This window comes from Shinella zoogloeoides (genome assembly GCF_022682305.1).
GTDB classification, from domain to species: domain Bacteria; phylum Pseudomonadota; class Alphaproteobacteria; order Rhizobiales; family Rhizobiaceae; genus Shinella; species Shinella zoogloeoides_B.
Map to the genome: position 1 here is coordinate 50,971 of NZ_CP093531.1, position 12,104 is coordinate 63,074.

The window sequence follows — 12,104 nt, forward strand, 5'->3', positions numbered from 1 at the left end:
TCGCATGTCCTCATTGACGCCATCCGGTCTGTTTTCCGGCGACTATTCCGCTCTGCGTACCCGGTTCCTCGCCGCGGCACGCACCGCCGGGGCGAGCCTCGTCGAGTATCTGCACCCGCTGCATGGCCCTGATGGCGAGCGGCTTGCGACCGATGTCGCCTATCTCGGACGCGAGGATGCCCGCAAGCTCATGGTGCTGATTTCCGGCACCCACGGGGTCGAAGGTCCGTTCGGTTCGGCCTGCCAGACCGCCTGGCTCTCCCAGAACACGCCCTGGCAGCTTCCCGACGATACCGCCGTCCTCGCCATCCACCTCATCAACCCCTGGGGCACCGCGTGGTCGCGCCGGTTGAATGAAGACAATGTCGACCTCAACCGCAACTTCATCGACTGGCAAAAAGCGCCGCCAAAAAACGAGCGCTATGGCACGCTGCACGGCGCGCTCGTCTGTCCCGTGCTGGAAGGACCGGCACACGACACGGCCGTGGAGACCTATGAGGAGGCCAAGCGGCGGTCCGGCGGCTATGCCGGCCTCGCTCCGATCATCGAAGCCGGTCAGTATGACTTTCCGGATGGATTGTTCTATGGCGGCGACGGCCCTGTGTGGTCCAACCGCACCCTGATCGACATCCTCACGACCTTTGCGCAGCAGGCGACCGAGGTCGTCGTTTTCGACCTGCACACGGGCGCTGGTCCCTATGGCTATCCGGCGCTGCTGTCCGTCGCCGAAAGCGAGCATGCTGGCCTGGATTGGGGACGCGGCATCTTCGGCCCTGCCCTTTCCATCGTCGTCACCGGCGCAAACGCAACAACGGATACCGGCATTGCCGCGACCGCGACCGGCTATGTTTCGGCGGCCGTGCGAACCGCGCTGCCGAAGGCCCGTGTCCTGCCGCTTGTGGTCGAATGCGGCACGCTTGATGGCGCCACCGTTTCGGACGCAGTGCAGGCCGACAACTGGCTTCACCTGTTCGGCAAGGTCGACACACCGCTCGGCGGCAGGATCAAGGAAACCCTGCGCGCCGCCTTCATTCCCGAAGACGCAGACTGGCAGCGCGCATGCCTTGCCGCGTCGCTGCGCCATTTCGACCGCGCCTTCGCCGACCTCAAGACGGTCGGCGGTGCCGGCCCGGAAAAGACCGTTCCGGCAGCAGCAGCGGTGACCGTCGTCGCCCATCCGGACGTCAATGGCCGAGGCTAGGCTAGCCGTCGGCTCGAGGGGGCGTTTCGAGTTGCAACGCGACCGTTTCCCAACGGTCGGCGAAGGGACCGTAGGCGGTCTTGATATCGACGCCGACGGGCAGTTCGGGGCATTCGTTCTCGCCGTTGCTGCCCCAGTTCACCCAGCCGGACTGGCGCCTCTGGACGATCTGGAAGGCGCCCGAGGGCTTGGACGTCCACCAGATCATCGCCCGCCCGCTCGCCTCGTGATATTCCACGGTCTTATCCGCCGGGCCGGGGAAGATTGTCTCGTGCGGCACAGCGGAAACGTCGACCGGCTGGCCCGTCAGGATCCACGGCCGATCGCCCAGATCAGCCTTCACATGGGAGGCGACGCGCACCCTGGCGAGCCGTTCGCGCAACTCCGCCTCGCCCAATACGCCCTCCCAGATGCAGAAGAGCCGCCAATAAAGGTCCCAATGGGCGGATTCGATATCCGCGAGATGGGCGCGGAATTCCTCGAACTTCTGGCTCTGGTTCTTCGAGTTGGCCACCGTGTCGGCGACCATGTCGACCAGTTCGCCGGCATAGGGATCGCCCGCCCGGTACCGTGTCCCGCCGAAGGCGGCGAAGCGGTCGAAGACCAGTTCGCCCTTGCCACCCTCGAATTCGTCGCCAACCGTGATCTTGTTTGTCACGGAGCGGCCGTTGATGACGGTCTGGAACGGGTCGACGTCATAGCGGCGCTGGAACCAGGGCGTGTCGTAGGTGAATTTCCAGTCGATGGCGAAGCGTTTGCCCTTCAACTCCTCCAGCAGCCCGTCCGGAATGAGGCCGTGCATGCGATAATGGTGCAGGACGGGTCCCTGTTCGACTGTTTCGATCCGCACCCTGGTGTGTTCCGGCGGGTTGATCAGCCCGTTTTCCGGCGTGAAGAACGGTCCGTAGAAGCCGCCGATGGCATTGTTGCCGGATGGCAGCAGCTCGAAGCCGTCCGCCAGCGCCTTGAAATGCCGGATGCCCCATTTCGAGGAGCCGAGGCCCTGGGCGGTGCCCGCGCACAGTTCGAGGTCGAAGGCGCCGGTATCGAGGCGTACGAAGCAATCTGCTTCCCTGCCCGCGAGCGCGGTAATGCCGGCCGGCGTTTCGGACGGCTGGCACGGTTCCTCCAGCGTCAGCCGGCAGGTGCCGGTGAAGCTGAGCACGCAGATGAAGCGCGTCTCGCCGTGCACGGGAGCGCTTTGCAGGCGCTGGCAGAGCACCCGCTCGCCCTTGTCGTCGCGCGCCCACCAGAGCGGCTCGGCAAGCTCTGCCTTGACCGAAAACACGACGGGTTCATGATCGCGGGCGCCCTCGAGCGGATCGGTGATCAGGATGGAATGGGCCATGGGAATATCTCCGGAAAGGATCAGGATTTCGCCGGCGTCTTCGGCCCGCCGGCACGCAGGAACAACGGGCGCTGCTTGAGGCTGTCGATGGCGACGGCAAGGATGATCACCACGCCCTTGATGAGAAGCTGGGTGAAGAACTGCACGTTGAGCAGGATAAGGCCGGTGCTCAAAACGCCGAGGATGACCGAGCCGATCAGCGTGCCGACGATGCGCCCGCGCCCGCCTGCAAGGCTGGTGCCGCCGAGCACGACGGCGGCGATGGCATCGAGTTCGTATCCCGTACCCGCCGTCGGTTGGGCCGAGATGACACGAGCGGCGAAGATCACGCCGGCGAGCCCCGCGCAGGCGCCGGCCAGCACATAGACGGACGTGATGACCCGCTTGACCCTGACGCCGGCGAGCTTCGCCGCCTCCGCATTGCCGCCGACGGCATAGACGTGCCGGCCATAGCGCGTGCGTTCCAGCACGAACCAGATCACCGCATAGACAACCACCATGACGATGACGGGAACCGGGATGGGGCCGACATAGCCGTTGCCCAGGTCGCGGAAATTGAGGCTGGAGGAGACGATCGGCTGGCCGTCGGTGATCGTATAGGCAAGGCCGCGCAGGAAGGTCATGGTTCCGAGCGTCACAATGAACGGCGCGAGCGCGAGATAGGCGGTGAGCCAGCCGTTGACGAGTCCGCAGAGCGCCCCGACCGCCATGCCGAGCAATACGGCGAGCGGCGCCGGCACGCCGGCAATGGCCGCGATCACCGCGACCACGCCAGATACGGCGACGGTCGAGCCGACCGACAGATCGATTCCGCCCGTCAGGATGACCACGGTCATGCCCGCCGCGAGGATCGCGTTAATGGAGATCGCGCGGGCGATGTTCAGGAGGTTATCGACGCGGTTGAAATTCGGGGCGATGATCGCCATAAGCAGGACGAGCGCCACCAGCACCATCAGGATGCCGACGCGGTCCCACCAGCGGGCAAAGTCGAACGGTTCGCGCGCCGGCTTTGCCGGGGTCATCGCATTGGTCTCTTCGCTGTTCATGCTTGCTCTCCCATATTTGCTGCGCGCGCCGCCGTGCCGGTGGCATGCAGCATGACGTCTTCTTCGGAGGTTCGAGATGATTCCAGTTCGGCGACGATGCGACCCTCGCGCATGACGAGCAGGCGGTCGCTGATGCCGATCGCCTCCGGCAGATCGGAGGAAATGACGAGGATCGCCTTGCCGGCGCGGGCAAGGCCATCGATCTGTTCGTAGATTTCACGCTTGGCGCCGATGTCGACGCCGCGTGTCGGCTCGTCGAGGATCAGCACGTCGCAATCGCGCAGCAGCCAGCGGGCGAGTGCCGCCTTCTGCTGGTTGCCGCCCGACAGCGCCTTGACCGGCAGGTCGACGGCATTCAGCCTGAGCCGCAACCGCTCCATCTCGCCGAGCACGGCTGCGCGCCGCTCCCGCCTGCGGATGACGCCTGTCGAGACGAAACGATCGAGCGAGCTGATGGCGACATTGTCCTCGACGCTGTGGTCGAGGAAGAGGCCCTCTTCCTTGCGGTTTTCCGGCACCATGCCGATGCCGTCGGCAATCGCCTCGGTCGGATCGGCCGGGGCGCTCACGCGTCCTCCGATCTCGACATGGCCTTGCATGCGCGCATCCGCGCCGAAGATCAGCCGGCCGACCTCGGTGCGGCCGGAGCCGATGAGGCCCGCCATGCAGACGACCTCGCCGGCATGGACCGTTAGGTCCACCGGACCGACGGCGGCGCCTGCGAGACCTTTCACCGTCAGCAACGGGCGCCCCGCGACGCGCAGCTCGTGATGATAGAGATCGGCGACCGTGCGGCCGACCATCATGCGCACCACGTCCGCCGGACTGATCTCCTCGCGCGTCCCCGTGCCGACATAGGTGCCGTCCCGGAAGACGGTGACGCGGTCGGCAAGCCGCCAGACTTCCTCCATGCGGTGGGAGATGTAGATCATGCCGACGCCGGCCGCCCGCATCTGGTCGATCAGCTTGTAGAGCTCGATCGCCTCGGCGCGCGACAGGGCCGCGGTCGGCTCGTCGAGCACCAGAACGCGGGCATTCTCGCCGACGGCGCGGGCGATCTCGACCATCTGCTGCATGCCGACACTGAGCGAGCCGAGCTTGCGGCGCGGATCGATGGAGCAATGGATGCGCGCCAGCTTGTCGCGCGCGTCCTTTTCCATCAGCGCGCGGTCGAGCATGCCGAAACGGGTCTTGGGCTCACGACCCAGCGCCAGGTTTTCGGCGACCGTCATCTCCGGCACCGTGTTCAATTCCTGATGGATGATGGCGATGCCGTGCCGGGCGGCATCACGCGGCGAGCGGATATCGACCGCCTGCCCGTCGATGCGGATCGCACCGGCATCACGCTCGATATTGCCGGCGAGAATCTTCATCAGCGTCGATTTCCCGGCGCCGTTCTCGCCCATGAGCGCATGGACCTCGCCTGCCCGCAGATCGAAGCGCACGTCGTTCAGCGCGAGCGTAGCGCCGAACCGCTTGGAAATGCCTTCAAGGGTCAAAAGGGGATGATGGGACATGTCATCGTGCCTCGTGTGGGGGGCCGGAAGCGGGGGAGAAATCGCTTCCGGCCGGGCTGAGCGCTTCGCGTCTTACCAGCCGGGATATTGGGCGACGTTCTGCCGGTCGACGAGCACGCTCTCGATCAGGATCGTCTTCTCAGTGGGCGGATTGCCGGCGGCCATGGCTTCCGCCACCTTGACGGCCTGGCGTACCATTTCGGCCGGGTTCTGCGTCGCCGTGCCGATGAAGGGCGAGCCTTCGCGCTTCAGCTCCTCGACCGCCTCGGGGCTGCCGTCGACGCCCGTCACCTTGATCGTCTCGGCCTTGCCGGCCTGCTCGACGGCAAGGACCGCGCCCAGCGCCGACGGGTCGTTCATGCCGAAGATGCCGGTGACGTCGGGATTGGCCGTCAGCATGTCGGTGGTGACGGCAAGGCCCGAGGCGCGGTCGTTCTTGGATGCCTGCTGGCCGACGATCTTGATATCGGGATAGTTCTTGGCGACGTTCTTGCAGCCGGCGATGCGGTCGATGATCGTCTGGATCGGCGTGCCGTCCACCAGCAGCACCTCGCCCTTGCCGCCCATCTGCTTGAAGAGATAATCGCAGGAACGCTCGCCCGCCTGCACCGCATTGGTCATGACCACGGCATCGGCGCCCTTGGCCGGGGTATCGACGGCGATGACGATGATGCCGGCTTCCTTGGCGCGCAGGATGGCGGGTTCGATGCCGGCTTCATCCACGGCGGAGATGACGATGAGGTTCACGCCCTGCTGGATGAAGGCGTCGATCTGGGTGTTCTGGTTGGCAAGGTCGAGCTGCGCATCCTGCGTGTTGACGGTCGCGCCGATCGCCTTGGCCGCATCTTCCGCGCCCTTGGTCATGGCCGAGAAGAACGGGTTGGACATGTCCTGCACCATCAGGCCGATCTTTTCGATCTTTTTCGGCGCCTCTTGAGCGGCCGCCGGCTGGGCCAGGAGCAGGCCGCCGAGGGCGAACATCGATACCGTCGCGGCAAGCCGCATATAGGGTTTGAATTGCATGGTTTCCTCCATTTGATCGTCCGCCGTGATGTGACGGACAGCCTCCTTGACGATCGGATCGCGACGATCACCGCGATTTCATGCGCCGGCGAATCACCTAATCGTTTAGGTTGATCGCGGGAATCTTGCCCTTCCCGGCAGGGGAACCGTTCAAGCCGCCAGGAAGGATCCTTTCTTGACGACGTCGCCGTCCTGCGCGACGCATCCGCACGAGCCGCGCAGCGTCAGTTTCGCCGGCACCTGCTGGCGGTGCTCGGGCAGGTAGACCGGGCTCGGGGACTTGCCCTTGCGCTCGGCCGCCTCCTGTCCCTCGATGATATCGCGCAGCATCATCGCCGCGCGCCGGCCGATTTCCTCGCTCTGCTCGTTGAGCAAGGTGATCGGCGGATCGGTAAGCGCCGACCAGGCGAACTCGTCATAGGCGACCACGGCCATGTCGTCGGGAATGCGTATCCCACGCTCCCTCAGGAGGCCCATCGCGCCGAGCAGCAGCGGGTTGTTGCCGGCGATCACCACGCGCGGCAGGCCGGCGCGGCCGTCTAGTTGCCGGGCGAGCGTTTCGCGGGCCGAGGCCGCGTCGTTGGCGGTCTCCAGCACGACGAGGTTGACGCCATGCAGGCGCGCCGCCTCGCGAAGGCCGCTCTCGCGCCCGAAGCGCGATGACCATTTCGAGGGATAGACGAGAAACAGCCAGTCCTTGTAGCCGTGTTCGGCCAGATGCTGCCCCACGACGAGGCTGGCCTCGTGGTTGTTCGTCGTCACGCTCGGAAAATGAGCGGCTTCCGGCGGCGGGGACGAGTCGACGAACACGACCGGAATATCCCATTTCGCCAGAAGATCAGTGTGCGCAGGCTGCAGTGTCAACGTGGAAATCACCCCGGCCGTGCGGGATTCGATCAGCCGCTGAATCATGCGCGCCTCGAGCCGCGCGTCATAGGCGCCATCCACCGCCACGTCGCCGATGACCACTGTCCATTCGGACGGAGCCAGCGCCTGCTGGATACCACCCATGAGGTCGAGATAATAGGAGTTGGACGTACTCGCCGTGATGACCGCGACGGAATCCCGCTTGGCACGCCGCAATTCCTGCGCCGCCCGGTTCACCACATAGCCGAGGTCGCGCGCCGCCTTGAGGATCTGCTCGCGGCTCTGTTCGGAGACGCCATCGCCCCCACTCAAGGCCCGCGACACGGTAAAGACCGAAAATCCAGTGACGCGACTGATGTCGCGCATCGTCGAACGTGCCACTACATCCTCCCGGCGCGCCAAACCTAAACATTTAGGTAAAGAACCGTACTCCGAGGAAATTGTCAACACAGTGTTTTGATGACTCAATAAATTGTGTGATCCGCACTGCCGCATCACCACCGCCCCGGAAGTCTCAACCTGTGGGAATGGTGCCTCCATAAATGACATGTCGGGTGTCAACGGCGGAGTAAAAACCGGCCACGGGGCGGAGCAAAAGTCGGCCGTTGACAGCCAGTACTTCATGAAGGCGAGTCCGGTTCGGCCAGGCGATTATCTTGAGTTCTTTGCCGAGATCGATCTCCTCGGCGCAATGTCGGCCTGCCCTGGCGGCGATTGCTCGGCGGAGCATTCATCTGATTCCGCGGCCTGCTATCCGCTGGTCGCTGATATCTACCGGGCAAAGGCTTTGCCCCGGGGATGGAAACAGCCACAGGTGAACGGTTACGACCGAAGCCATGGGGTCTAGAATCAATCGGCAGAGGCTTAGCATGGCAGAAGCGATCTGAGAGAAGCGGTGCGATGAACCCCGCTGAGGCCCGTCTTTGTGATGTCGCGGTTGGCCGCCGAGACCCTCGCATCGAGCGTGAACAGGCGCTGGCGGTTATCGATCTGTTTGAGAACAACAGCTTCCTGCCCGTCGGTCACAGTTCGGCTAGGGTTTCACTCCGCCTTGGATCCCAATGCAGCTGCAAATTGGCGTATAGAAAATTACTCGCCCGCTTTATGGTGGACGCGGACAAGAACCGCGAGGTAATATAGCAATGCCGCCGCAACCGGATAGCTCTGCGAAACCAATTGAACGACGGCGTTTTTCCGTCTGCGGCATCTTCGCGCGCGACAGGGGCGGCGGCTTCGCCGCACAGCGCGCCCCTACAGATGGCGGAGCGCCGGAATCAGGGAAGGATATATGAAATGACCAACGTACGGCCGCAGCCCGGCCCGATGGAACAGCGGCTCGCCGAAGTAACCGCCTACCGTCCCACGGACGAGGAACGGCGAATTATCGAAACCTTGCTGGACGTGGCCCGCAGGCCCTTCGGCACCGGCCGGCCCATCGGCGACGACCCGGCCACGCAGTTCTTTCCGGTGCAGTCGGAAGCCTCTCCTTTCGACCCGGCAGGCTGACCCTTGGATACGATTTCCACCCTTTCGGCGCGGCTCGATTCCCGCGACGTGACTGCAGGCGCACTGCTGGATGCGAGCCTCGACATCATCGCTCGGCAGGACGGCGACATCCGCGCCTTCATTTCGATCATGGAAGAGAGCGCCCGCCGACAGGCCCAGGCCGCCGACACGCGCGCGCGAGAAGGCCAGCGCCTCGGCCCGCTCGATGGCATTCCGATCTCGGTCAAGGATATTGTCGCCACTCGCGATGCCCCCACCACCGCCGGCAGCTCGATTCTCGAGCATCACATGACCGGCGACGATGCACCGCTGATCAAGCGGCTGGCAGCGGCCGGCGCGGTGATCGTCGGCAAGAACAACATGCATGAATATGCCTTCGGCGTCAGCAGCGCCAACCGGCGTTTCGGCAGCGTCATCAATCCGCGGGCGCCCGAGTGCATTCCCGGCGGATCGAGCGGCGGCACGGCGGCGGCCATCGCCGCCGGCATGGTGCCGGCCGGCATCGGTTCGGATACCGGCGGGTCGATCCGCATTCCCGCAGCCTGCTGCGATCTCGTCGGTCTCAAGCCGACCTATGGCCTTATCGATGCCCGCAACACCATTCCGCAGGCATGGTCGCTGGATCATTTCGGCCCGATGGCGACCTGTGTCGATGATGTGCGCCTGCTGCTACAGGCCGCGATGGGCGCGCGCCTTGCGGCCGGCACTTCGCAATCGGTGCTGAAGGGTCTGCGCATCGGCGTGCCACGCCATCTGGTGGAACGCGCCGATGCCGCCACGCTCGCCGGCTTCCTGCGCGCCATGCAGCGGCTGGAGGAGTATGGCGCCGTTATCAGGGAGTTCGATTATGCCGATCTGGACGAGGGCTATCGCGCCTGGCTGGTGGTGATGCTGGCGGAATCGGCCGCCTATCATCGTGGCAATCTCCGCGATGCCCCTGAAGCCATCGACCCGGCCATTCGCCCCAGTCTCCTGGCCGGCATCTGTCTGAGCGGCTTCGAATATCTCGATGCCCAGCGCTATCGCCGGCAATGGTGCGCGCGTCTGTTCGACGACCTGCGCGGCATCGACATCGTCGCCAATCCGACCCTGCCGGTCGCCCCGCCGCTGCGCGATGTCGAAACCGTGCAGGCAGGCAGCGGCGAGATGTCGGTGCTCGACGCCATGGTCTGCTACCAGTGGGTGGCCAATCTCAGTGGCTGGCCGTCGATCGCGCTGCCATGCGAGCGAAGCGCCGGCATCGCGCCCAGCCTGATGCTCACCGCCCGCCCGCATGCGGAAGCCCTCCTTCTCGATACCGCCCGGGCATTCGAGGATATTCGCGGTCAAACTGCCGGGAATTGACGCCGTTTTAGCCCCGGTTCACCGGGAGCCGGGGCTAACACGGCGATCGCGCAAGGCCGACAGGGAACCTTGCGCAATCGCCGACGCGGGAAAATTTACGCACAGCAAGCGGTGCCGGAATGGCGGCGTCTGCCGGCTTCTTAGTTGAGAGAGCTGGCTCGGGAAATCTGCACAGCGGGGATAAGTGGAGTTTCTGCCTGACTTCGGCTTAGATGCCGGGAACAGGAGAGACCATGACGAGACGACCGCGCCGGAACCATAGCCCGGCTTTCAAGGCGAAGGTGGCACTTGCCGCCATCCGAGGTGAGCAGACGCTGGTGGAGTTGTCCCAGCAGTTCGATGTGCACGCCAACCAGATCAAGCAATGGAAAGACCAGCTCCTTGAGGGGGCGACAGGTGTGTTCGGCGATGAAACGAAAGCGGAGCCGTCGGGTCCGACCATCGATGTCAAAACGCTGCACGCGAAAATCGGCGAACTGACACTGGAGAACGATTTTTTATCCGGTGCGCTCGGCAAGGCGGGATTGCTGGGCGGAAAGAAATGATCGACCGCGAGCACAAGCTATCCGTCGTGCGCCAGGCGAAGCTTCTCGGCTTCAGCCGTGGCAGCGTCTACTATCTGCCTCGTCCGGTGTCTGACGGCGATCTGGCCCTTATGCGCCGGATTGACGAATTGCATCTCGACTACCCCTTTGCCGGAAGTCGGATGTTGCAAGGGCTCTTGAGAGGAGAAGGTCTGGAGACCGGGCGGCGACACGTCGCCACGCTGATGAAGAAGATGGGCATCGAGGCGATCTACCGCCGCCCGAACACCTCGAAACCAGCGCCAGGGCACAAAATTTATCCCTACCTCCTACGAAAGCTGGCAGTCACTCGGCCCAATCAGGTGTGGGCAATGGACCTGACCTACATCCCCATGGCGCGGGGATTTGTCTATCTGTGCGCCGTCGTGGACTGGTTCAGCCGGAAGGTCTTGTCATGGCGGTTGTCGATCACGATGGAAGCAGCCTTCTGCATCGAGGCGGTGGAGGAGGCACTTGCCCGTCATGGCAGGCCGGAAATCTTCAATACCGACCAGGGATCGCAGTTCACCTCCATCGACTTCACCGCCGTGCTGAAGAGGTCACAGATCGCCATCTCGATGGATGGCAAGGGTGCGTGGCGAGACAATGTCTTCGTCGAGCGGCTCTGGCGTTCGATCAAATACGAGGAAGTCTACCTCCATGCCTGTCATCACCGGATCAATACTCCCCAAAAGCACCGTTTGAATCTTCCCCAGTTTGAGTGCGCCGCCGGTCTTCCGGGGCGCGCCCCGGAAGACCGGCGGCGCGGCATCGCCAATACTCCTCCCGATGGTCGGGAGGGGAATGTTGGTGATCAAGCTGAGGGAGACAATCATGATCCTGGATTTGCATCGACAAGGTCTGTCGGTGTCGGCGATCGCCAGGCAGACTGGCATCGATCGCAAGACGGTGCGCAAGTATATCGAGCGAGGGCTGGAGGCGCCGGCCTACGGCCCCAGGAAGCCGAGAGCCGCGGTGATCGACCCGTTCGCCACGTATCTTCGCGAGCGCGTGAAGGCCTACTCTATGACCGGATGAAGACAGCGGTCATCGGCGAAGGCCAGACGGAGGGCATCGTCTATAACCGCGCACTTGTCGATCTGGCCCGCCATTACGGCTTTCACCCCAAGGCATGCCGACCCTATCGCGCCAAGACCAAAGGCAAGGTCGAGCGGCCGTTCCGCTATATCCGGGAGGACTTCTTCCTGGCGCGCTCCTTCCGCAATCTCGACGACCTGAACGCCCAACTCCGCCATTGGCTCGATACCGTCGCCAATCCGCGGGTCCATGCCACGACGCTGCGCGTGGTCAACGAGGCCTTCGCCGAAGAACGGCCGCATCTGCGACCGCTGCCCTTGGCTCCGTTCCGCGCGGTGTTGAAGCTGGAGCGCCGCATCTCGCGCGAAGGCATGGTCAGCGTCGGCGGCAATTCCTACAGCGTCCCGGATGCGACCCGTAGCAGGCTGGTCGAAGTCCACTCGCTTGCCAACGAGCTACGCATCTTCGAGAACGGGACCCTGGTCGCGGTCCATCCTGTGCTGGAGGGCCGCCATCCATGGAACACTTCTGATTGGAACGGTCGGCGATCGGCTGATTGAAGTCGCGGCCGGCTTCGGCGTAGTGCTGATCGTGACCGGCGTGTTTTTGTGGTGGCCTCTCTGACAAACGGCGGTGCCCTAGATACGACTG

The 12,104-nt window shown here is 64.1% G+C and carries 8 protein-coding genes and 4 pseudogenes; 7 read left to right on the plus strand and 5 right to left on the minus strand.

Translation table 11 applies throughout. The annotated features are described in order from the left end of the window. Positions 1 to 4 precede the first annotated feature (4 nt). Positions 5 to 1,201, plus strand: a complete 1,197-nt coding sequence (locus tag MOE34_RS24375) for a DUF2817 domain-containing protein (protein ID WP_242225163.1) — start codon at positions 5 to 7, stop codon at positions 1,199 to 1,201. Between the two features lies 1 nt (position 1,202). Here the strand turns inward: MOE34_RS24375 and MOE34_RS24380 are convergent, their stop codons facing one another. From MOE34_RS24380 to MOE34_RS24400, 5 genes are all read right to left on the minus strand, one after another. Further along, positions 1,203 to 2,549, minus strand: a complete 1,347-nt coding sequence (locus MOE34_RS24380; protein ID WP_242225165.1) for a hypothetical protein — start codon at positions 2,547 to 2,549, stop codon at positions 1,203 to 1,205. Between the two features lie 20 nt (positions 2,550 to 2,569). Further along, positions 2,570 to 3,595, minus strand: a complete 1,026-nt coding sequence (locus MOE34_RS24385) for an ABC transporter permease subunit (RefSeq protein WP_431522467.1) — start codon at positions 3,593 to 3,595, stop codon at positions 2,570 to 2,572. After that, entirely contained in the window at positions 3,592 to 5,112 is a 1,521-nt protein-coding gene (locus MOE34_RS24390) for a sugar ABC transporter ATP-binding protein (protein ID WP_242225167.1), read from the minus strand. The genes MOE34_RS24385 and MOE34_RS24390 overlap by 4 nt, the downstream gene beginning before the upstream one ends. A gap of 72 nt (positions 5,113 to 5,184) precedes the next feature. Beyond that, positions 5,185 to 6,093 carry an ABC transporter substrate-binding protein gene (locus tag MOE34_RS24395; protein ID WP_347342771.1) on the minus strand — a complete coding sequence of 303 codons (909 nt, stop codon included), beginning with the start codon at positions 6,091 to 6,093 and terminating at the stop codon, positions 5,185 to 5,187. A 192-nt stretch (positions 6,094 to 6,285) separates the two neighbouring features. Continuing rightward, positions 6,286 to 7,383: a LacI family DNA-binding transcriptional regulator gene (locus tag MOE34_RS24400; protein WP_242225171.1), complete on the minus strand. Its 1,098-nt coding sequence runs from the start codon at positions 7,381 to 7,383 to the stop codon at positions 6,286 to 6,288. A 232-nt stretch (positions 7,384 to 7,615) separates the two neighbouring features. On the opposite strand from MOE34_RS24400, the pseudogene MOE34_RS24405 reads away from it, so the two are divergent. The 6 genes and pseudogenes from MOE34_RS24405 to MOE34_RS25545 all read left to right on the plus strand — a co-directional run. After that, positions 7,616 to 7,849: pseudogene (locus MOE34_RS24405) on the plus strand (hypothetical protein); the annotation flags it as partial. Between the two features lie 446 nt (positions 7,850 to 8,295). Then, positions 8,296 to 8,508: a hypothetical protein gene (locus MOE34_RS24410; protein WP_242225173.1), complete on the plus strand. Its 213-nt coding sequence runs from the start codon at positions 8,296 to 8,298 to the stop codon at positions 8,506 to 8,508. Positions 8,509 to 8,511: 3 nt separating this feature from the next. Further along, the gene (locus tag MOE34_RS24415) at positions 8,512 to 9,852 is read left to right on the plus strand and encodes an amidase (protein WP_242225174.1); all 1,341 of its coding nucleotides are present in this window, start codon (positions 8,512 to 8,514) and stop codon (positions 9,850 to 9,852) included. A gap of 233 nt (positions 9,853 to 10,085) precedes the next feature. Then, positions 10,086 to 11,080 (plus strand): annotated as a pseudogene (locus tag MOE34_RS24420) (IS3 family transposase); the annotation flags it as partial. A 145-nt stretch (positions 11,081 to 11,225) separates the two neighbouring features. Next, positions 11,226 to 11,965: pseudogene (locus MOE34_RS24425) on the plus strand (Mu transposase domain-containing protein); the annotation flags it as partial. Then, positions 11,928 to 12,071: pseudogene (locus MOE34_RS25545) on the plus strand (PepSY domain-containing protein); the annotation flags it as partial. The pseudogenes MOE34_RS24425 and MOE34_RS25545, both read left to right, overlap by 38 nt. Positions 12,072 to 12,104 lie beyond the last annotated feature (33 nt).